Consider the following 21,684-nt stretch of genomic DNA (forward strand, 5'->3'; position numbering starts at 1 on the left):
TTACTCCTCCTCTTTTTTGGTTTCCGGCCCGGCTTGCGGGGCAGGCGAGCTTTGAATCTTCTTCTTGGGTTTTTCTAAAAGCATTTTTGCAAAGAGGTTTATGGAAATCATAATACCGAATACAAAAAAACCTCCGGGTGCATTTGCAAAAAATCGTATATGATAGGCTTCAGGTATAAAGACATTTCCTGCCAAGGCGCCCGACCCTAGAATTTCTCTTATGGCCGAAATAAGCACAAGAACTATTGTGTATCCGACTCCCATACCGAGGGCATCTAAAACGGATTTTCCGGGGTTTTCTTTTGAAGCAAAGGATTCAACCCGGCCCATGATAATACAGTTTACAACTATGAGCTTAATAAAAAGTCCCATTGCATCTGAAAGAGCAGGTGTATAGGCCTGCATCAAAAGGTCTACAATGGTTGTAAAAGAGGCAATTACAATAATAAAAACCGGAATTCTTATATCCTGAGGAATTAATTTTCTAAAAATACTTATAATTAACTCGCTCATAACGATAACAAAGGTCATTGCCATACCCATTCCAAGACCATTTAAAACATTGGTTGTAACGGCTAGGGCCGAACATAGACCGATCATCAACACCAAAAGAGGGTTGTTCTTTATAATTCCGTTTGTGAAAATAGTTAAGTTTTTCATTTATTTTCCCCCTCCCCCGGGTTGTTTTTGTTAATATATTCCATTGCAGTCGAAGAGGCATCTTTTAAAATAGCTGCAACTCCCTTTGAAGTAATTGTAGCTCCTCCTATGGCGTTTATATCTCCTTTTACCTCAAAAGGAGAATCTATTGGTTTACCTGTAAATTGTCCCTTAAAAGGCTCTTCAGCTGCCTTGCTTCCTAAGCTTGGTGTATCGGTAAGCTCAAGGAATTCGATCTTGCGGATTGTTTTGTTTAGATCAAAGGCTACGAGTATAGTGGCTTTGGCATAAGTAGGTCCGTTTGCTGTGATAGTTATGCCGACATTTTCACCGTTTTTCATTGCCGCATAGGCATTTAAAAATTTTGTTTTGTTTAGGGTTTGAGGTATTTCAGCACTTATTTCTTTAAAGTCTTCAGCTTCAGGGAAGACTTTCTTTAAAGCCCTGTTTGTCTTTTCTGCCTTTACCTCTGCAATTCGCGGAGCTGTAAAGCTGTAAACTGCAGCAAGGGCTAAACATGCTATGACGGCATAGGCTGAAAGGGTGCATGCCAATTTTATCATCTGTTTCATTTTGCAGCCTCCTTGTTCTTTTTAGGCGGTTTTACATAGCCGTATTTTACGGGTATAAGTTTGTTTAAAAACGGCACTACGGCATTCATTATAAGAATACTGTACATAACGCCTTCAGGCATACCTGAGAATAATCGGATAAGACCTGTTATAAGACCGCAGCCTGCACCGAAAAGGAATTTACCCTTGGGTGTTACAGGACTTGTTACATAATCGGTTGCCATAAAAACAGCTCCGAAGGCTAAACCTCCCGAAGTGAGGGTTAAAATCGGATCTATGCCGCCTATGGCAGTAATTGCAACGGCTGTTGCCATCATGGTTACCGGGGTTCTCCAGTCTATAACCTTTTTAAAGAGGAGGTATGCAAAGCCTAAAAGGATTAACAAAATACTCGTTTCGCCTATACAGCCTGCATGGTTTCCCAAAATAAGCCGGGTATAAAGGTCTGTGCTTGAGCTTAAATTTAAGGTTTTTGCTATTTCGGAAGCACTCATTGCAATACCTTCTTTTGCATTTATTAGCTTTAAAGGCGTTGCAGTACTCATTGCATCAAAGAAAGAATTTCCGGGTTGAATCCAGCTTGTCATCGCTCCCGAAAAGCTTGCAAACATAAAGGCTCGTCCTACCAAGGCCGGGTTAAATACGTTGGCTCCAAGCCCTCCGAAAAATTCTTTTCCGACAACTATTGCAAAAAAGCAGCCTAAAATAAGCATCCATATTGGAAGATTAGGCGGAATTACAAGTGCTATCAAAAGTCCGGTAATAACAGCCGAAAAATCTTTTACTCTTATCTCCAGATTACATATCATTCTAAAAAAAGTTTCAAAACCTACACAGCAAAGTACGGCAACTATAATTCGAACCAAGGCAGGTATCGAAAAAAGATAAATTCCGTAAGCCGTAAGGGGGAGAAGGGCGATAATTACATCCAGCATCAAGGTTTGAGTCTTAACCGGTGTTACTACATGGGGTGCCGGAGACATAAAAATTTCGTTTTTATCTGATTCTGCCATTATTTGCCTCCTTCTTCGGTTGTTTGAGCTGCTTGCTTTTCTGCTTCCGCGGCGGCTTTTGCAGCAGCCTTAGCTTCCCGTTTTTGCTTTTCTTCTCTTGCTATCTGCTTGCCCACCTTAAACCGCTGAACAAGTTTGATTCGGGCAGGGCAGGTGTAAGCACAGGTTCCGCATTCAACGCAGTCTAGTAGACCGCAGCGGATAGCCTCTTCGGTATTTCCGGCTTTTAAGGCTCGGATGATTAAAACCGGTGAAAGGCGGCAGCTGCATACATCAATACACTTACCGCAGCCTATACAGGGGCTTTCTTCCTCTAAGGAAACCTCCTCTCTTGTTAAAAAAAGAACTCCTGAGGTGTTTTTTTGAATGGGAAAGTCGGCATTTTTCATGGCGAAGCCCATCATCGGGCCGCCTGAGATTATTTTTACAACTCCGGGTTTAAGGGAAACTACGCTCGGGATAAGATCCCCGACACAGGTTCCTATAGGGGCTATTACATTTAAAGGTTTTTCGCAGGCTCCGCCGCCTATTGTTAAGGCTCTATCGATAAGCGGCTTTCCTAAGCGGAAGGCCTCTGAAATTGCCTTTAAGGTTCCTACGTTTTGAATAACGCAGCCTATTTGAAAGGGAAGGCCGCCGGAGGGAATTTCCCTGTTTACAACTGCATCCGTAAGAGTTTTTTCTCCGCCTTGCGGATATTTTGTCTTACAAAGTTGAACGCTTATATCATATGCTCCCGCTGCAATCGGATTGGCTTTTAATTTTGAAATAGCTCTTTCCAAAACAGGAACCAAATCTTTTTTATTATCCTCAAGGGCGATAATTCCTTGTTTTGCACCTACTATCCTCATAGTGATTGCAAGACCGTCAACAATACTATCCGAGCCGCTAAAAATTGTTGCGGCATCTGTACAAAGATAGGGTTCGCATTCGGCTCCGTTTGCAATTACATAATCGATTTTTGCATCAGGCGGAGGGCTTAATTTTACGTGCGTAGGAAAAGAAGCTCCTCCCATTCCGGTAATACCTGCATCTCTGACTCTTTTAAGTGCTTCTTCTTTTGTGCAAGTAAAAGGATCAAGAGGCGGCATGAAGTCTTCCCTGTTCTCTTCATCAATTTCAATCAAAAAACAAAGATTTTCCGTATTGCCTGTAACAAGATGCGGCTCAATCTTTTTTACCTTTCCCGATACTGAAGAATGGACAGGTGCAGACATAAATTTATCCGTTTCGGCTATCTTTTGTCCGCGTGCTACCAGATCTCCGACACTTACAAGAGGAGTATTAGGCATTCCTCCCTGTGTAACAGGAATCCAAACTGACTTATTTGACGGCAATACCTCAATAACGCTTTCGCTCGGTAAGACCGCCTTTCGCTCGGGCGGATGCACTCCGCCTTTAAATGATTTTATACCCATACCGCCATTTTATACATAAGTAATGAAACTTTCAAGAGGATAAAGTTAATTTTACCTTTGTTTACTTTACAAGTTTAAAAGGATATTCTAAAACTCCGTCAATAGCGTTATAAATTTCCGTGTAACCCAGCTCTGACAGTTCTTGAGCAGCTCTTGAAGAAGCTGTGCCTACATTACAATACAAAAGTAATTTTTTCTTCTTGTCAGGTATTTTGTTAAGATTATTTTTTATTTCCGATATGGGGAATAGCAAGGCGCCTTCTATATGACCTGTATCATAAGACGATTTGTTTCTGCAGTCAAGGATTAAAACATCGGGATCTTTCAGCATTGTTTCAAAAACTATGCCCCGTACAGCGTTGTAAGTGATGGTTTTATAGTTATATTGATTAACTCCATCTGCATTGTAAATTTGAGAAAATCTATTTTCCGCCAATATCTCTGCCGCTTTAAAGCTTTCATCATTAGTTTTGGAATATAAGTATATAGGTTTGTTTTTCCAATCGGTTATTTCTTTTAGATGGTTTTCTATTTCATTTACAGGTATATTTATAGCGTGTAAAAGATGTCCTTTTTTATATTGATCATAGGATCTGACATCAATTATCAATATAGAATCTTTGTTGGAATCGGAATTTAAATATTCAAGTCTTGAGCCTTTAACATCTTCAACTTCTACTTCAATACCGCATGAAATTAGCGATATATTTACAATTAAAACAATAAAAAGTAAAAATTTTATTTTCATAATTTAATCTCCAAAACACTAAAATACGCTGAGATTATTATAATGACTTTTACTCTCATTGTCAAAAGGGATGCTTATTCTCTTTCAAAGACGATAGGCTCATCACCTGTAGGTATTACATCATTTATGCTCAACTTAATTTTTGTCCAAACCATCCGCTGTACATTGTTTTTTTCACTTAGTTCAAGCAGATAAAATTTATTTGTATCCTTTTCCGACTTCATTTGAATGATAACTCTTTCATTTATTTCTAATATGTTAAAATAACCTTTTTCGATATCTTCAGACTGCTGAAGTGTATATGAGTTACCTAAAAGGTCTAAAATGGTGTTATTTATCGATTTCCACTGATTTGAAGATTTTGATAAAATTTTTTTTGCTTTTTCCGCATTATTTTCCTTTTGGTTTGTGTTACTCAAAAGTAAATTGGTATTTTTTTTATAGTTTCCATTCCAAAGAGATGCCGTTCCGAATTTAATTCTTAAAACGTCTTCTATTACACGCACCTGTATTTCGTCAAGTCCCTTAATTTCTATTTCGACTCGTCTTACGATATTCGGAATTGACTTATTGTTTGTTGTAAAAAATAAACCGTATCTTCGGGGTAAGGTTGTTTTTATTTCATATATTTCTTCAACATTGTCTAAATTAAAAATAATATGACTGTCGTTTTTGTCAAAATATACGCTTCTGCCTGTTTCTCTATTTCCCTCTTCTTGAAACCATAATCCCGATAAAAAGTCGATAAAAGATTCCATATTTCCGCTTTGAAGTTTTCTTAAAAGCTGAATCTCTATTTTTTCGCCCGGAATTGTCCTTTGGAAGCCTTCTTCATATTTTTTTGTTTTTACATTCCATGTATATTCCGTTTCAATTTGGTTTAAGGTATTAGGTGCAGAAGGATCGGAGTTGTAAGTGTATACCCGATATGAAGATAGGCTTGATGCAGTTTCTTCTTGAGTTTCTATTTCCTTTATCTGAATCTGCATATCCGCATGTAAGTCAGCTATTTGATCAAGCTTAACACTACCGTTATTTTCTTTTTTGATGGTATGTATGGACAAAACCTGTCTGTTGTCCGATGTCATTCCCGAATAAATGAGGGATTTAGGATCTTCCGTCAAATTCATAATGTAGAATGTAAGAGACTTAGGCTGTGTGATTGTAGTTCTTATTTCTTCAACTCTGTCCCATTTTTGAGTTATCGGGTTTTGGATTGAAATTATAAGGTACAAAAAAGGATCTAATAGCTTTTTTACGGCAATAATTTGATCTTCTACACCGTCTTCATTTAAGTCATCTGAAATTGCATCAACAAAGGCTTCATCATTGAGCAGCTCTAAAAATATTTTTGCCTCCGTATTAGGCGAATCATTTTCGGTCTTTTTATCTGCTTTATCTATTTGTGAAGAAGCTATGGGAATTATTGTTTGTGTAACAATCTTCTCTTCAGTTTTTGTGTTTGACCGTATAAACTTTAAGTAAATTAAAAAGCTCAACAAAACCAAAACAATAAAGGCTGAAGTAAGATACATTATCCGTTTGAGCATACTTTGTTTAAATCCTTATTATCAATTATGGTTACGGATTATCTTTTTTGATTAAGGCTGTATTTTCGTCAGATTGCACCCTGTCCTTTCCTTCGTTTTTTATTAAATCCGAAAAAAGAGCCTTGCTTGTTTTTACAACCCTGTCTTGCAGGCCCATATCAACAGTAATTTCATACCAATTATCGTGTTTTATAATTCTTGATTCAACTAAGTAAGGACTTGAAAACTTTTTTTGTTTACCGCTGTATTTGGAGGTTATAGGAGCATCTTGTTCAAGATCGGTGAGCATAAAAAGAACCTTATACCTTCCGTTTTCGCCTCTTTCATTTACGGCTTCCTGTATTTTATCGAGAGCCTTTCCTACATCAGTAAATCTTCCGTTCGGGCGAATTTTATTTACCGTTTTGATTATCCTGTCTGTGTCTTCTTTGTTTTTTACTTCAATTGAAACCAAATGCTCGGGACTTTCATAGAACTGATAAATGCTTATCCAGTCGCCGTTGATAATAATTTCACCGATTAATTCGTCAAGAACCCATTGTTTTAGACTATCAAATTTGCCGGGATCCTGCATGGATAATGACTTGTCAATCATTATAATCATATCGACAGGCATCGTTCTTTCGCCGGCATTTAAATTAAATAAAACTCCTGCTAAAAGCAAAAATATAAAAATAAGCTTTTTAATTTTCATAAATACTCCTTTTTAGTGCTTTATATACAGTATTATATAACATATTCGAAAAAAAATCATCAACTTTAAATAAAAAGTCTTTACATTATGCAAAATATGTTTATAATTATATAGTAGTGATGTATATTGTAATGTAACAAAATTGCTAAAATTAAGGAGAGATAAGAATGGCAAATTTAGATCTACCACAGAGCCCTAATGTGTTCCATCCCGAAAAGCCCAGTGCTGTCGGTTCAAGAAACTCATTGGCTCAAGATTACCGTGATCAGCAGAAAGAAGTAAATCAGCTGATTGAAGAAGAAACAAATAAAGTGTTACACCACTTGACCACAAAGCTTCCCAAGGAAGTCCTCGAAAGATTGGACGTTATGGGCGGTGTTAAGGAAAAGCTGTATAACTACTTTAACCAGAACTACCAGAACATGTTCAACCGATACATGGTAACGGCTGAAGATGAGATGCTCAAAAAGGTTCGAGGTTTTATCGATCGGGAAGAAATGAAGGTTTTAGACCGCTACACTCCGAAAGAAATCGCAACCCTTCTTGATGCAGTCGGCGGTGCTGACAAGTTTAACACAGGCGAAATCGAAAAGTCGATTGTAAACATGTACGGACACTTACAGGGCCATGTACAGCGCGGTGTTAATGATTTGGAAACCTTAACAAACTCATTGTTAAGACAGAAGACGGACGTAGGAGCCTTTGTTCGAGGTGAAAACGCATATTCAATCGTAAAGTGTGCATTTAAAGACAACCTCTACAAACCAAAAACGGTAACCGATGTTAAGCTTTCAGTAAACATTCTTGATACTGAACTAATCAGCCCGATCTTCCAGTATCAGTCAACGGTTGAATATCTTATCAAAGACCTCTTGTCAAATCACTATATGGATGTAATTGACAAGGAAATTGAAAAGATAAAGGACCGACGAATTGATCAGGGCTTGGATGAATTGTCTGACGGCGAGATCGTTTTTGCAAAAATCGACAAGGTAGGCGATATTACTGATGACGATGTTGAGAATCCCAAGAGCAAGAGATACGATGTTGTATCCAAGCAGCTTATGGAAAGAATCAACAACTTAAGAGCTGAAATCGATCCTGAGACCTTTGATCAGCTTAACATCAGAGAAAACATCAAAAAGATTATCGACCTCGAAAACATCAGAAACCGCGGATTCAACACAGCTATCAACTCGATTACTTCAATCCTTGACACTTCAAAGATGGGATATCAGTACATCGAGAACTTAAAGAATGCCCGTGAACTTATCTTGCGCGAATATGATGACACAGATATCGCTAATCTTCCTGATGAAAGGTATCAAATCCGCCTCAAGTACTATGACAATGCTCAGTTGATCGCAGAACGACAAGCTTATGAAGTAATGATGAGCTCTTTTGAAACTGAGATTCAGCACTTGTGGGATGTAGTACGTGCCACATACGACAAATCCAAGTTTATGACAAAGATCACAGACTTTAACGATTTGGCTGCAAATTACAAGAAATTCATCAAACGAAAGTACAAGGATCAGTCAGGCGAACCTGTATATGAAGACACAGCTAAGGTTTGGGATGAAATCTCCTTTGTTAAGGCCCCCGAAACTGAAGTTGAAAAAATGAACAGAACCTATGTCTACGAAAAAGACAAGCTCCGCAAAAAGCTTATCATCATGCGCAGAAAGATGAAGGATCTATATGATTATCAGTATCCTATCGAAAGACGTGTTATCGAAGACAGACTTTCGTTCTTAGAAGCCGAATTCAACAAATTCGATTATTTAATCAACCCCTTCCACATCCAGCCCGGTCTCTTGCTTGATATCGATATTACATCTATCAAGAGAAAGAAGGCTACCTTGGACGGAATGGCCAACGTGCTCAACGAATTCTTGCACGGTGTATCAAAGGGCTTTGCCGACGCAGCATTTGCTTCGTTCAGCCGCAGACGATCCACAGTCCGTGCCGATATCGCACAGAGCTTTGCTACTTCCGATGAGGATCCCAAAGCCGGTGAGATTGCAGGACGTTCGCAGTTTATCGATATGCTGAACAGCACTCCTGCTATCGAAGCTCCTGCAGCCGAGGCAGTAAGTTCTCCGGCTAAACGCAGAGGACCCAAGAAGGGCGCCGTTAAGGCAAAAAAGACAGGCTCTGTTGATGCAGGACGAGGCCGACGAAAGGCTAAGTCAGGAATTAAAGAAATTTAATTTGGAATTTTAGAGCTTAACTGATTAAACATTAAGCCCCTGGAACAACCCCGTTTCGGGGGCTTTCGCTTAAAAAGGAGTAATTATGGTTAATATGACTAATTTTTTTGTTCCGCTGGCTAAAAAGACTGATTTTAATGTTTCGGTTAAACATATTCAGTCTGTTATAGAAATTTTAGAGGACTGTGATCCCAAAGAGAATATTGCGGACAAGATAAATCTTATGATAAGAGAACAGACGATAAAGCCCGAGCAGGTTAGGGCTATTCTTTCGGTTTCTCTGCTTGATAAATGGAATTATAAAGTTGTATCTGAAAATTTGAAATTTATTTTGGATGACGCATCCTCCTTTGTTGCTGAGGTTGCCAAATGGACCGGTATTGATTTAGTCTTCGCTTACGATCATCCGGATCTGGGTTTTATTGTTATAAATCCTAAAAACCCTGCGGCTGCCCAAGTTATTCAGGGCTTTAGAAAAAATGAGCTTCTTCTAATATTTGTAGGAAAACAAGACAAGGGTACTGTTGATGCAGGTCTTGCCGATTCCGTTATTTCTGCTATTCATAAACTATTTGAAAAAAAAGCTTGCTCGGTACCTGCATCCGTAAAAGCAGGTCCCTTTATATATGTTGAACCAAAAAAAGCTGTTACTGTAAAAGTTAAGAAAGCTGTTGCTAAAAGACCCGGTAAAAAAGCTCCGGCTCCGTCTGCTCCTGTTGCAAAGGCTCAGGCAAGTTCAGTTCCCTCACATTTGGAACGCCCGTCAGCCGTATCCACAGGACCAAAAAAGATGTCGCAGCTTGTTTCCGTTCCTGTTTCAAATGAGCTATTCCATAACGGAAATGTTGAAGCATGGAAGCGAATTATAAGAAGTTATACTGCAAAATATCAAGATGCTGAAGTTATGGTATACTATGACGGAGAGCGTATTGTAGATATAAATACCTTATTTAAATGGGGAAAGGTTAAACATGGAAGTACAATCCAATTTTCCGTTTCTGCACAAGAAATAAACGACCTTTCAAAGTTGTCAAAATATTTTAGGCAGGGAGCCAGTCCCATGTTTGAAGCATTTTTGCGCGGATCTCCGGATACCGTATTAAATCTATTTTAAGGAGTAAAAAATGAAAATTTCAAACAATATACATTTTTTTAACAGTAAAGAGACAGTCAGTAAAAAAGTTGACAAGAATTTATTGGGTATCCGAGGAAGACAGGCAAACGAATTTGCAGAACTGAAACTTCCAATCTTGCCGGGTATTATAATCGATGCTTCTGTGATGCAGGATATAGGCGATATAAATATATATTCCGAAATATCTCCATATTTAAGTAAATTCGGCTCAGAAGTAAAAAAGACATACGGCGATGCTGACTCTCCCTTGCTTTTAAAATTAGTTATTTCGCCTAACATGCTTATTACCAGTTACCCGACCTTGCATAACTTCGGTCTTACTAAGGATACGGTAATAGGATTTCAAGAAAATGTAGGAGAAGATTTTGCCGCAAATGAGGTTCTCTTTTTGCTTAACGGTATTTTAACCGTTGTCCTAAAGATAGAGGAGCTGGAAGAAAACGAAAAGAAGGTTTCAGAGTTGGAAAAGGCCTTACAGGAAATCAAATCAACAATGAATACAGGTAAAATGAATGTAAAGCCCGGTGCCATAATGGATAAATATGCCAAATTTTTACCAGCTCGCTTCTTTGATGATTACAAGGTACAGCTCGAAGAGTCTATCCGCCTTATCGGCCGGCTTTTAACCCTTGAAGAAGATACCGATCATGATGTTGCTCTTTTGATTCAGCCCATGGTCTACGGCAACTACGGCAAAGATTCATATTCAGGTTCTTTCTTCAGCCGCAATATTGTAAACGGCGAGAAAAAATTGCAGGGTCAATTCTTTGCCGAAAAATTCAATGAGGTAAATGCAGAAGGTAAGGATATAAACTCCATCAAGCCCGAATACCTAAAGCACCTCCAGCAGATTGCATGGCAGCTTGAAGATTATACAAAGGATATCCGCAATATCCGCTTTACAATCGAGGCAGGAAGACTTTGGCTTATCGAACAAAAATCCGTTGAGGCTAAGAGCACAATCTCAATGGTTCAGATTTTACTTGATTTGTACAACAGAAAGATTGTAGATGCAGAATATGTTGTTCGCGCCGTTAAGCCCGGCCAATTGAACGAGATTTTGCATCCCGTTATCGATATTATGAGCACAAAGGGAATGAAGTCTTCAAAGGGCGGTATAGCAGGAGCTCCCGGAGCTGCTGTAGGAAGGGTCTATTTTACGGCCGACTCCCTTATCGAAGCTCAAAGAGCGGCCAAGCTCCAGGGCATGGATACAAGGTGTATTCTCTGTATGCCTGCAACCTACGCAGGAGATGTAAAGGGAATTGAAGTTTCTACAGGCGTTATATCGAACGAGGGCGGTTACTCGGCCCATGCTTCAGTTGTTGCCAGACAGTACGGTAAAATATCTCTTGTCCGCCCAGATATGAAGATAATAGGAAAAAAAGCCGTTATTGATGGCGTTACAATAAATGAAGGCGACTATATTACCCTAAATGTTCCTTATTACGGCGACTCTACCGTTTATTTCGGTGAGGCTAAGCTCATTGAACCTGATCCGGAAACATCAGGCCTTTTAGACTTTATAAGCCTTGCAAAGAGCTTCTTATCCAACTTCCATGTAAGGGCCAATGCCGACAGTCCCCGCGATGCCCAGCTAGCCTTGGAGTTCGGTGCTGAGGGTATAGGTCTTTGCCGAACCGAGCATATGTTCTTTAATGAAAAGAGAATAAATGCCTTCCGCGAAATGATTTTAGCTCCAAGCGAAGTTGAAAGAAAGAAGGTTCTTGATAAACTTCAAAAAGTTCAAACTGAAGATTTCTACGGTATCTTTAAGGCTATGAACGGCAAGGAGGTTACTATCCGCTTGTTGGATGCTCCATTGCACGAATTCCTTCCTCATAATGAGGTTGAGCTTGACGGCTTTGTAAAATACTTGACGGCTCAAAAGAAAAAGGTAAGCAAAAAAGATCTGGCTGAAGAAATTGAGAAACTTTCCGAAATCAACCCCATGCTTGGTCACAGAGGCTGCCGAATTGCAATAACATATCCCGAAATTTATGCTATGCAGATCAGGGCTATCTTTGAAGCCGCATACAAGCTTAAAAAGGAAAAAATGGATGTCCGTCCTGAAATTATGATTCCTCTTATCATGAACTTTAGGGAATTAAAGCAAATTGTTTATGGAAAAAAGATCGAGGGACACACCTATGCAGGTATAGCTACTATTGCCGATGAGGTAAAATCTGCCGTAAAGGGCGGCGACCTTGAATATAAGGTCGGAACTATGATCGAGCTTCCTGCCTCAGCCTTAAGTGCTGATGAGATTGCAAAATATGCACAGTTCTTCTCTTTCGGAACAAATGACCTGACTCAGACAACCTTAGGTCTTTCGAGGGATGACTTTAACAGCTTTATGCCTGACTATACCATGTACGATCTTATCGACGGAAACCCCTTTGCCGTTCTTGACAGCCGGGTAAGGGATTTAATCGAAATAGCAATTCAGCGCGGAAAACTTACCCGCCCCGATTTACATCTGGGGCTTTGCGGTGAACACGGTGCCCGTCCCGAAAACGTACGCTTCTGTATGGAAGCGGGACTGAACTATGTTTCATGTTCATCCTATTCCGTACCTATTGCCTTGCTTTCGATTGCACAAGCCGAGCTTGAAAATGCAGAAAAGGCCGGAATAAAACTTGAGCCTAAAGCTCATGTTTCGCGAAAGCCTTCTTCGGCAGCATCTAAGCCGGCCGAAAAAAAGACGGCCCCAGCTAAAAAAACTGCGGCCAAAAAGCCTGCAGCAGCAAAAAAGGCCGCGCCGGCTAAAAAGAAGTCTAAGTAGTATCTAAATTAAACGGCTCCGTATGGAGCCGTTTTAAATTCATCTTAATTTTAGGAGTGTTTTATGGAATACAAAATAATAGGAGAGTCCTTTCCGGCTGTTATATGTAGACTTAGAGCCGGAGAAACAATGATAAGTCAGTCAGGCGGAATGGCATGGATGAGTGAAGGCGTTTCTATGGAAACATCTGCAGGAGGCTTGGGAAAGGCCCTAGGCAGGATGTTTTCAGGAGAAAGTCTCTTTTTAAACAAGTATACGGCACAGTCTGAAGGCGAAATTTCTTTTGCATCAAGATTCCCTGGAACAATTAGAGCTGTCGAGATAAACTCAGGCTCTTCGTTAATTGTTCAAAAAACTGCTTTTTTGGCTTCTACGGAAGGTGTCGAGCTTTCAATCCATTTTCAAAAGAAATTGGGAGCCGGTTTTTTTGGGGGAGAAGGCTTTATTATGCAGAAGCTTTCAGGTACCGGAACTGCCTTTATAGAGATTGACGGATCCGCAGTAGAATATACCTTGGGTGCCGGTGAATCTATGATCTTGGATACAGGTTACCTTGCAGCTATGGAAGATACCTGCTCAATGGAAATACAGATGATAAAGGGAGTTAAAAATATGCTTTTCGGCGGAGAAGGTTTGTTTAATACCAAGGTTACAGGCCCGGGAAAAATTATTATTCAGACCATGCCTATTTATGCCGTTGCAGAAATTCTAAGACCTTTTTTTGCAGGTATAAAGTCCTAGAAAATTGAGTTGGAGACTTCTATGGCAAAAATGCAGATCGTAAAATCGGAAGATTTCGGTTATGACTTTATTTATGATAAATATTTGCCGGCCGGTAAAGACGAGTATTATATACGCTTTAACCAGACAAGTAAAAAAGAGCATAATTACCGGCGGCTAAGCTCAGATGAAATAGAACGCTTAATCAAAAACGGAAATTCAAGTACCGACTGGACGAAGGTTCTTGTAGAAGATCCCTTTGATACCGATTTGATAACAAATAGTCTCTTTGCAGGTTTAGTCCGGATTGCTTCAACTCAAAATTTTTACTTAAAATATCATGATTTTACTGTTCCGGTAGGCATAACAAACAGTAAGGTTATTTCTTGCGATATAGGTGAGAACTGTGCAATTCATTATTGTGCCTATCTTTCACATTATATAATAGGCGACAGGGTTATTTTGAGCCGTATTGATGAAATGTGTACGACCAATCATTCAAAATTCGGAGAAGGTTTAGTAAAAGACGGAGAAGATGAAAAGGTTAGGGTAACAATAGACACGATCAATGAGGCCGGCGGAAGAGAGGTCTTTCCTTTTTATGATATGATTACAGCCGATGCATTTTTATGGGCAAGGTACAGGGATGAAACTGAGCTTATAAAAAGGTTTGAAGAAATAACTCAAAATTCTAGAGACTCAAAAAGAGGATATTACGGTGAGGTAGGCTCCGATTCTGCAATAAAGAGCTGCCGGATTATCAAAGACGTTAATTTCGGTTCTTCAGTGTATGTGAAGGGAGCAAATAAGCTTAAAAACTTAACCATAAAATCAACGGCTGAGGAACCTTCGCAGATAGGGGAGGGTGTAGAGCTTGTAAACGGTATAATAGGCCTCGGGTCCAGAGTGTTTTATGGAGTAAAGGCTGTCCGCTTTGTTATCGGTAATAACTGTGAATTAAAATACGGCACAAGGCTGATACATTCAATAGTTGGAGATAACTCGACCATTTCATGCTGTGAGGTTCTAAATGCCCTCATCTTCCCGTACCATGAACAGCATCACAATAACTCTTTTTTGATTGCAGCTATGATTCAGGGACAGTCCAATATGGCGGCGGGAGCTACGGTCGGTTCCAATCACAACACAAGAGGAAACGACGGCGAGATTATAGCAGGCCGAGGCTTTTGGCCGGGGTTGTCTACAACCCTAAAACATAACAGCCGATTTGCTTCCTTTGTTATTTTGGCAAAGGCTAATTATCCAGCCGAACTTGATATTCCTTTTCCGTTTAGTTTAGTTTTAAATGATGCACATGAAGACAGACTTGAAATTATGCCGGCATATTATTGGATGTACAATATGTACGCCATCGAACGCAATAATAAAAAATTTTTAAAAAGGGATAAAAGGATAACAAAAACTCAGCACATTGAAACTAACTATCTTGCCCCCGACACTGTTGCCGAAATTTTAAATGCCCGCTTTCTTCTTGAAAAATGGATAACTGCCGCTTGGATTGCAGCCGGAAAACCTCCTTTAAGTATAGATGAAATTCTTAAAGAAAAAAAAGAAGAGGCAAAAAAACTTTTTGTAAAAGGCGAGAATATTGAAAGATCCAAACGCACTGTAAAAATCATCAAGGCTATCGAATCTTATGAGGCCTATCGGGATATGCTTATATGGTACGGAGTTACAACCTTTGCCGAATATTTTGATAAAGATTTAGAAAAAGCTAAAACAAATATTGAGGACTTTAAGATTCAGGAAGAATTTGATTTTAATTGGGTGAACATTGGGGGGCAGCTAATCCCCGAAAAAAAACTCGACTCGATTAAAGAAGATATAAAGGCCGGTAACCTTAATACATGGCAGGATATCCACAAATCCTATGATGAAGCCCATGATGCTTATTGCCGTGATAAGGCGGAAAATGCTTATGCTGTTCTATGTAAAATTATGAAGGTAAATAGTTTAGATAGAATCCTTTGGAATACTCTCTTAGATAAAGCTGCTGCAATAAGAAAATATATTGAAGAACAAATATTCTACACAAAGAATAAGGATTATAATAATCATTTTAGGGATATAACATACCGAAATGCTGAAGAAAGAAAGGCTGTTTTGGGAACTGTTGAAGATAATGCCCTAATTATTGAATCAAAAAAAGACACGGAGTATTATCTGAGCCTTTTTGAAAAATGTAAGGCTTAAATTATTATGGAAAAAGAAACGGAAAGTTTTAAACACACAAAGGCTGCCGAAATGATTTTGCTTTTGGATAGGGTATATAAGGAAATTGAAGAAGCCGAAGCGGAGTGGATGGCTAGGTGTCCAATCAAATGCATTGACGGCTGCGGAGCCTGCTGTATTCATTTTGAACCGGAAATTTATGAAGTCGAAGCTCTTTATCTTGCGTCATGGCTTGTTTTTCATCAAAGAGGAAGAGCCTTACAAATACTTGAAGGGAAATTTAATGAAAATGTTATGGATAAAGAAAACGGGTGTCTTCTTTTTGATATTGATAATCCTTATCATTGCACCGTGTATGGAGGGCGTTGTTTGATATGCCGTCTTTTCGGTTATTCCGGAGATAGAGGCAAAGATTTTTCTGTCCGCTGGCGGCCATGTAAATATCTTGTTTCAATGGATAAGAATCTTTCTGCATCTAAGATTAAGCAATATTCTCAAAATGATTTGATGGATACATTCGGTACTTTGCCCCCGGTAATGAGCGATTTTACTTCAAGAATTTTATGCTTTATGACTGAGGGTTCTTCCCATCCTCTTCCGATGCGGGAAGCCTTACCGGCTGCAATTTCTAAAATTCTTATGCTTGAAAAATATTCTCATAATCCTGAATTTGAACCCGATACGGATCCTGAAACGCCTCCTCTTGCATCGTAGTAAATTGGGCTTATTCACTTTTTTTTATCTTTGTGTTAGTATCGCGGCCATGGAAAATACACAACTAACTCAAGGGGTAAATGAAAATGACCCCATTAAGAAAACGAATTTCTTGCCGGTAATTTCCGGACTCTTTGTAGGCGTTTTGGTTTTGTCGAATATTCTTGCGGCAAAGATGGTACAGCTTGGCCCCTTCGTTTTTGACGGAGGTACTCTTCTCTTTCCTTTTTCTTATATTTTTGGAGATGTTTTAGCTGAAGTCTATGGTTATAGGGCTTCAAGAAAGGTTATTTGGACCGGGTTTTTTATGCTTCTTCTTATGAGTCTAAATATCCGGCTTATAAGCGTTCTTCCTGCCGAAGCAGAGTGGATATTTCAAAAAGATTTTGAGAACATTCTTTTGCAGATGCCACGTATTTCTGCGGGCAGCCTTTGCGGTTATTTTATCGGCGAGTATTCCAACTCGGTGGTTTTATCTAAGCTAAAGGTAGCAACAAAGGGCAAGTATTTATGGCTTAGAACAATAGGCTCTACATTAGTAGGACAGCTTTTGGACAGCATCGTTTTTGTTGTGATTGCTTTCTTAGGCCTTTACAGTTTAAATGTTCTCATCATAATGATTTTTTCAAACTATCTTTTTAAAACTTTTATAGAAGTTATCTTTACGCCGCTGACTTATAAAGTAATTTCTTTTGTAAAAAAACATGAACAGATTGACGTTTATGATTACAATGTGAGCTATAATCCCCTTCCGGGAAAATAGACTTTAAAAAATACCCATCCTTAAATTTTTAAGGATGGGTCAAACTTATAACTTTATTGCTTGATGATTTTATGCTAAACCTTGAATTTCATTACCTCACCAGCCAAGCCTTCTATGCTTTCTTTATTCTTTTGAGTTATACCTTGAACCTCTTGGACGGCATGATTTATTTGCAATGCTCCTGATGCCATTTCATTCATCCGGTTTGTAATTGTCCTGGTAAGCTCATCAAGTTTGCTCATTTCCTGGGCTATACCTTCTCCTCCTTTAAGCATTTCGGATGAGCCTTGTTTGACCTCCTGCGTTACGGTGTTAATATTCCGTATAGCGGTTAAGACTTCTTTGCTGCCGTTTTCTTGTTCACTCATTGCCTCCATAATGCTGTTACTCATCTCTTTTACATTTTCTGCAAGAGTAAAAATTGAGTTAAATTTTCCTTCAACGGTTTTAGCTGATTCAGCCAATAGGTCTATCTCACCTGAAAGATTTTTAAGGGTAGATGTAATGGTTTTTCCTTGCGCACTTGATTCTTCTGCAAGCTTCCTTATTTCGTCAGCTACTACTGCAAAGCCTTTTCCGGCTTCTCCTGCATGGGCTGCTTCAATTGCCGCATTCATCGCCAAGAGGTTTGTTTGGCTTGCAATATGCTGTATAACATTGGAGGCTTCCATCAAACTTCCCGATTCTTCAGCTATTTTTTGGGTTACTTCACTTGCCGTAGAAACCTTGCCTTTTCCTTCTGCTGTAGCATCTGCCAGCTCTCTTATAATGTTATCGCTCTTACCCAATGTTTGTGTAATCGATGCAATATTTGCAACCATTTGTTCAATGGATGAAGAGGATTCGGCAACGCTTGCTGCCTGTGTCTCGATGCTGTTGTTAAGCTGTTTTATTGTACGGATGATCTGCTCAACCGTTGCTGCCGTTTCGGTTACGCTTGCTGCCTGAGTTAGAGCCTGCTCTTTTATGTTGTCGATATTTGAGTTAATCTCTTCTACGGCACTTGCAGTTTGGGTCATATTACTTGCAAGTTCATCTCCTATAAACTGCATGGTGTTTGTATTTGTTCCTACAGATTTTATCGAATTGCCTATCTTTTCGATAGTCTGGTTAAAATATCTTGACAGCAAAGTAACCTCATCATTGCTTGCAACGGGAAGCCGAACTGTGAGATCTCCTTCGCCTTGGGCAATATCTTTTAAAGCCAAAACAACTTTTTGCAGAGGCAGGATCATTCGGCGTGTTACAATAAATGTCGATACTAAGGCTACACCCAAGAGTGTAAAGCCCGTTACAACCATAAGATATTGAAGGCTTTTTACGGTGTCCATAAAGTCGTCAACCGGCGCCCTTATTACTACCATCCAGCCTGTTGACTGCATAATAGCATAGGATCCGATATTTTCTTCTCCATTAAAAGTATAATAACCGATGGAGGTTTTTTTTGACTGCATGGCTTGTTTTGCAAAGTTTGCAATTGACACTAATGCCGGATTTGTTTTTGCGTTTTCTTGGAAATTGTCTTGATTGATTACTAAGTCTCTGTTGCGGTGGGCTACGGCATTACCGGTTTTGCCCAATATAAAACAGTAGCCGCTTCTTCCGACTGTAATGTGATCTATGTCGTCCGAAAGCTCTGTGCCCGGAGTATCTGCTGCAAGTACTCCTATTATTTTATTATCATAATCATATACGGGAACAGAAAGAGTATTTACAAGACTTCCGTCAGTTCTTGACTTATACGGCTCCGATACGAATTGTTCTCCTGCTAAAGCTCTTTTAAACCATTCACGATCATTTACATTAAATACCCGTCCGTCAAGTGTGTGACAGTTTCCGTTTATATCCGTTATTGAAAATTCGGATATTCTAGGATTAAAAGCCGCTTCTTTTTTTAAGTAGGCTATTTTTTCGGAATATGGAATATCAACATTTCTTAGCTCCGAGGCCCTGGATGCACTTGATACAAAATTCAAAAAAGAATACACCATCGAATCTATAATGCCGGCGGTATCTGTAGCCTTATCGGTTAAATGTATCTCTATTTTTTGAAGAATTGCTTTTCTTGCCATAAGGGCCCCTATTATTCCCTGAGTAGATACGGAAATAACAACGATTGCAGCAAAAAGGATAAGGAGTTTTTTTCCAATAGAAAATATCCTATCTTCCGATACACCATCCCGCATAACTAATTCTTTTTTTGCAGCAGGCTTTGCAACAACTAATTCTTTATCGTTCATTTTTCCTCCTAAAAAATACACTTTAGATTATGTCTTATAAATAGTTTACACCCATATTGTAAATAATGCAAGATTATATATTTAAATTTTAAACTTTTGTACCTCGTCTACAAGATTTTGAATGCTGTTTTTATTTTTTTGTGTAATCAGATTTACTTCTTGTACGGCATTATTTATCTGTGCCGATCCTGCTGCCATTTCATTTACGCTGTTGCTGATAATATTGCCCAACTCTTCCAGTTTGGACATTTCTTTTGCAACATTTTCGCTTCCTGCAAGCATTTCTGCTGAGCCGTTTTTAACTTTTTCGGTAACATCCGTTATGTCTCTTATAGCTTCAAGAATTTCGGTGCTTCCCATAGATTGTTCTTTCATGGCCTGATTTATAACATCTTCTTGATTGGAAATGTTTGTGGTAAGCTCATAGACTTCATCAAAATTTTTCTCTGCCCCGCTGCCGGCAATGATAAGGTTGTTTATTATTTCTATAGATTCTTTTAAAACCGTACCTATCTGCTTTCCTTGAGCATTTGATTCTTCTGCCAATTTTCTTATTTCGTCGGCAACTACAGCAAAGCCTTTGCCGCTTTCCCCTGCATGGGCTGCTTCTATAGCGGCATTCATAGCTAAAAGATTGGTCTGACTTGCAATGTTTTGGATAACCAAGCTGGCTTCAACAAGCGAATCGGACTTTTCGGCTATTTTTGTAACAACTGAGTTTGCTGTTCTTGCACCTTCTTTTCCTTTTTGAGTTTTTTCGTGTAAATCTTTTATTAAACTGTTGTTTTTATCAAGTATTTGACTTATTGAATGTATATTTGCTACCATTTCTTCAATCGATGAAGAAGATCGGCCTATGCTTGAATTTTGCACCTCGATACTTTCATTTAAAACCTTTATTGTTTTGATTATTTGTTCTATGGTCTCAGCCGTTTTATTGCGGCTTGCGGACTGTGTATAAATTTGTTCACGGACATTTTCTACATTGCTGCTTATTTCTTTTACTGCACTTGCAGTTTCTGTCATATTTGTAGAAAGAACTGTTCCTATTTGGTTCATTGAATCAGCCTCTTTTCTGAGAGAGCTGATCATGCGGCTTATATTATCCAAAGAGGAATTAAAATAATTTACCAGCCGGCCCAGCTCATCTCTTTTTTTGTATGTAAGCCTATCTGAGAGATCTCCTTTAGAAATCTTTTCCAGTATTTGTCCTATTTTTTTAAAAAAGGCTAAAAGCCGTTTTGAAAAAATGAAAACACCTATTAGGCAAAGAATAATTAAGCCTGCACCTATTGCTATCATATTTTGAATGATTTTGTCAAAAGTAGAAACTACCTCATACCTTTCTACAAGTGTAACCAGCTTCCAGTTAAGCTCATCGATATGAAAAATTCTTACATTCCAGTTTTTTCCGTCTATCTTTAATTTTATGGAACCTTCCATCATTTCTTTGAACATACTAAAAGCCGGAATTCCCGAGTCTTCCAGTTTTTTATTATTTACTTCGGGGTGGGCAGGATCTGCTAGAATTATGCCGTCATCTTGGATAAGCATTGCATAACCGGTGTTTCCTATTTTGATATTATTTACAAAACCGGTTAATTCATCAAGACTTATATCTATACCTAAGGCTCCGACAAATTCATTTTTGGGAGATTTAATTGCCTTAGTAAAGGTTATTACCGCCTTACCGCTGGTGGAAATGTAGGCCGGGGTAATTATGACTTTTTCCTGATTACTTTTGGCTTTAACAAACCATGAACGGGTTCGAGGGTCATACCCCGGATCTTCTCCGTTTCCTGATGTAGAGTCCCCACCCCATTTTGTTCCCAAATAAACTTCATCAAATTCCGGAAAATTCTTTGAAGCATTTTTTAGGATTGAATTTATTTCTTCTTGTAAAACCGTATCATATAATTCAGGATCCGGTGCCTTTGTTTTATCAAAGCTATAGTTTCTAAGGTTATCTCTTAAATTTTTTATTTTAGGATTTTCACTTAAAGTTGTAACTATGTTTTTATTGTTTTTTGTAAAAAGTTCAAACATTTGCTGAACAATTGATGCTTGTTGCGATATGATCTGCTCAAATTGATTGATGCCTGCTTTATATACCTGTATTCCTATTATCGTGCAAATTGAAAGTATTATTGCAATAATTGCAGAGGTAAAAGCTATGATAAATTTTGTCCGGATTGATAATCCCTTTGTCTTTTGATTTTTCTCTTTCATGATATGCTCCTAAATATCTTTGTGTCATTTCAGAGAA

The 21,684-nt window shown here is 38.7% G+C and carries 16 protein-coding genes; 7 read left to right on the forward strand and 9 right to left on the reverse strand.

The window, feature by feature from the left end:
• The 7 genes from rsxE to E4O07_RS01520 all read right to left on the reverse strand — a co-directional run bounded on the left by rsxE (nucleotide 1) and on the right by E4O07_RS01520 (nucleotide 6,655).
• Nucleotides 1–660, reverse strand: coding sequence for an electron transport complex subunit RsxE (gene rsxE / locus E4O07_RS01490; RefSeq protein WP_253686900.1), 660 nt, complete (start codon nucleotides 658–660; stop codon nucleotides 1–3).
• Nucleotides 657–1,232, reverse strand: coding sequence for an RnfABCDGE type electron transport complex subunit G (locus tag E4O07_RS01495; RefSeq protein WP_253686901.1), 576 nt, complete (start codon nucleotides 1,230–1,232; stop codon nucleotides 657–659). Before E4O07_RS01495 ends, rsxE begins: the two co-directional genes overlap by 4 nt.
• Nucleotides 1,229–2,245: an RnfABCDGE type electron transport complex subunit D gene (locus tag E4O07_RS01500; RefSeq protein ID WP_253686902.1), complete on the reverse strand. Its 1,017-nt coding sequence runs from the start codon at nucleotides 2,243–2,245 to the stop codon at nucleotides 1,229–1,231. The genes E4O07_RS01495 and E4O07_RS01500 overlap by 4 nt, the downstream gene beginning before the upstream one ends.
• Complete coding sequence (gene rsxC / locus E4O07_RS01505) at nucleotides 2,245–3,663, reverse strand: electron transport complex subunit RsxC (protein ID WP_253686903.1); 1,419 nt, start codon at nucleotides 3,661–3,663, stop codon at nucleotides 2,245–2,247. The genes E4O07_RS01500 and rsxC overlap by 1 nt, the downstream gene beginning before the upstream one ends.
• 61 nt (nucleotides 3,664–3,724) lie before the next feature.
• Nucleotides 3,725–4,411, reverse strand: a complete 687-nt coding sequence (locus E4O07_RS01510) for a rhodanese-like domain-containing protein (RefSeq protein ID WP_253686904.1) — start codon at nucleotides 4,409–4,411, stop codon at nucleotides 3,725–3,727.
• A gap of 74 nt (nucleotides 4,412–4,485) precedes the next feature.
• On the reverse strand, nucleotides 4,486–5,961 hold the full coding sequence (locus tag E4O07_RS01515) for a pallilysin-related adhesin (protein ID WP_253686905.1): 1,476 nt from the start codon (nucleotides 5,959–5,961) through the stop codon (nucleotides 4,486–4,488).
• Nucleotides 5,962–5,992: 31 nt separating this feature from the next.
• On the reverse strand, nucleotides 5,993–6,655 hold the full coding sequence (locus E4O07_RS01520) for a vWA domain-containing protein (protein ID WP_253686906.1): 663 nt from the start codon (nucleotides 6,653–6,655) through the stop codon (nucleotides 5,993–5,995).
• Between the two features lie 167 nt (nucleotides 6,656–6,822).
• On the opposite strand from E4O07_RS01520, the gene cfpA reads away from it, so the two are divergent.
• The 7 genes from cfpA (at nucleotide 6,823) to E4O07_RS01555 (ending at nucleotide 17,178) form a co-directional block, all read left to right on the forward strand.
• Nucleotides 6,823–8,868 carry a cytoplasmic filament protein CfpA gene (cfpA, locus tag E4O07_RS01525; protein WP_253686907.1) on the forward strand — a complete coding sequence of 682 codons (2,046 nt, stop codon included), beginning with the start codon at nucleotides 6,823–6,825 and terminating at the stop codon, nucleotides 8,866–8,868.
• 85 nt (nucleotides 8,869–8,953) lie between these two features.
• Nucleotides 8,954–9,982: a hypothetical protein gene (locus E4O07_RS01530; protein WP_253686908.1), complete on the forward strand. Its 1,029-nt coding sequence runs from the start codon at nucleotides 8,954–8,956 to the stop codon at nucleotides 9,980–9,982.
• A gap of 10 nt (nucleotides 9,983–9,992) precedes the next feature.
• Nucleotides 9,993–12,788: a putative PEP-binding protein gene (locus E4O07_RS01535; RefSeq protein ID WP_253686909.1), complete on the forward strand. Its 2,796-nt coding sequence runs from the start codon at nucleotides 9,993–9,995 to the stop codon at nucleotides 12,786–12,788.
• 63 nt (nucleotides 12,789–12,851) lie between these two features.
• Entirely contained in the window at nucleotides 12,852–13,529 is a 678-nt protein-coding gene (locus tag E4O07_RS01540; protein WP_253686910.1) for a TIGR00266 family protein, read from the forward strand.
• 21 nt (nucleotides 13,530–13,550) lie between these two features.
• Nucleotides 13,551–15,722 carry a DUF4954 family protein gene (locus E4O07_RS01545; protein WP_253686911.1) on the forward strand — a complete coding sequence of 724 codons (2,172 nt, stop codon included), beginning with the start codon at nucleotides 13,551–13,553 and terminating at the stop codon, nucleotides 15,720–15,722.
• Nucleotides 15,723–15,728: 6 nt separating this feature from the next.
• Nucleotides 15,729–16,415 carry a YkgJ family cysteine cluster protein gene (locus E4O07_RS01550; RefSeq protein ID WP_253686912.1) on the forward strand — a complete coding sequence of 229 codons (687 nt, stop codon included), beginning with the start codon at nucleotides 15,729–15,731 and terminating at the stop codon, nucleotides 16,413–16,415.
• A gap of 49 nt (nucleotides 16,416–16,464) precedes the next feature.
• Nucleotides 16,465–17,178: a queuosine precursor transporter gene (locus E4O07_RS01555; protein ID WP_253686913.1), complete on the forward strand. Its 714-nt coding sequence runs from the start codon at nucleotides 16,465–16,467 to the stop codon at nucleotides 17,176–17,178.
• A 74-nt stretch (nucleotides 17,179–17,252) separates the two neighbouring features.
• Here E4O07_RS01555 and E4O07_RS01560 read toward each other — a convergent pair whose 3' ends face one another.
• Both E4O07_RS01560 and E4O07_RS01565 read right to left on the reverse strand, forming a co-directional pair.
• Nucleotides 17,253–19,418, reverse strand: a complete 2,166-nt coding sequence (locus E4O07_RS01560) for a methyl-accepting chemotaxis protein (protein WP_253686914.1) — start codon at nucleotides 19,416–19,418, stop codon at nucleotides 17,253–17,255.
• An 81-nt stretch (nucleotides 19,419–19,499) separates the two neighbouring features.
• Complete coding sequence (locus E4O07_RS01565) at nucleotides 19,500–21,647, reverse strand: methyl-accepting chemotaxis protein (protein WP_253686915.1); 2,148 nt, start codon at nucleotides 21,645–21,647, stop codon at nucleotides 19,500–19,502.
• Between the last annotated feature and the right edge of the window lie 37 nt (nucleotides 21,648–21,684).

The sequence above is a fragment of the Treponema sp. OMZ 798 genome (genome assembly GCF_024181385.1).
In the GTDB taxonomy this organism is placed as follows: Bacteria; Spirochaetota; Spirochaetia; order Treponematales; family Treponemataceae; genus Treponema_B.

Bases quoted from the DNA above. Each gene is read 5' to 3' on its own strand.
- rsxE (WP_253686900.1), bottom strand. From the start codon at position 660: ATGAAAAACTTAACTATTTTCACAAACGGAATTATAAAGAACAACCCT.
- E4O07_RS01495 (WP_253686901.1), bottom strand. From the start codon at position 1,232: ATGAAACAGATGATAAAATTGGCATGCACCCTTTCAGCCTATGCCGTC.
- E4O07_RS01500 (WP_253686902.1), bottom strand. From the start codon at position 2,245: ATGGCAGAATCAGATAAAAACGAAATTTTTATGTCTCCGGCACCCCAT.
- rsxC (WP_253686903.1), bottom strand. From the start codon at position 3,663: ATGGGTATAAAATCATTTAAAGGCGGAGTGCATCCGCCCGAGCGAAAG.
- E4O07_RS01510 (WP_253686904.1), bottom strand. From the start codon at position 4,411: ATGAAAATAAAATTTTTACTTTTTATTGTTTTAATTGTAAATATATCG.
- E4O07_RS01515 (WP_253686905.1), bottom strand. From the start codon at position 5,961: ATGCTCAAACGGATAATGTATCTTACTTCAGCCTTTATTGTTTTGGTT.
- E4O07_RS01520 (WP_253686906.1), bottom strand. From the start codon at position 6,655: ATGAAAATTAAAAAGCTTATTTTTATATTTTTGCTTTTAGCAGGAGTT.
- cfpA (WP_253686907.1), top strand. From the start codon at position 6,823: ATGGCAAATTTAGATCTACCACAGAGCCCTAATGTGTTCCATCCCGAA.
- E4O07_RS01530 (WP_253686908.1), top strand. From the start codon at position 8,954: ATGGTTAATATGACTAATTTTTTTGTTCCGCTGGCTAAAAAGACTGAT.
- E4O07_RS01535 (WP_253686909.1), top strand. From the start codon at position 9,993: ATGAAAATTTCAAACAATATACATTTTTTTAACAGTAAAGAGACAGTC.
- E4O07_RS01540 (WP_253686910.1), top strand. From the start codon at position 12,852: ATGGAATACAAAATAATAGGAGAGTCCTTTCCGGCTGTTATATGTAGA.
- E4O07_RS01545 (WP_253686911.1), top strand. From the start codon at position 13,551: ATGGCAAAAATGCAGATCGTAAAATCGGAAGATTTCGGTTATGACTTT.
- E4O07_RS01550 (WP_253686912.1), top strand. From the start codon at position 15,729: ATGGAAAAAGAAACGGAAAGTTTTAAACACACAAAGGCTGCCGAAATG.
- E4O07_RS01555 (WP_253686913.1), top strand. From the start codon at position 16,465: ATGGAAAATACACAACTAACTCAAGGGGTAAATGAAAATGACCCCATT.
- E4O07_RS01560 (WP_253686914.1), bottom strand. From the start codon at position 19,418: ATGAACGATAAAGAATTAGTTGTTGCAAAGCCTGCTGCAAAAAAAGAA.
- E4O07_RS01565 (WP_253686915.1), bottom strand. From the start codon at position 21,647: ATGAAAGAGAAAAATCAAAAGACAAAGGGATTATCAATCCGGACAAAA.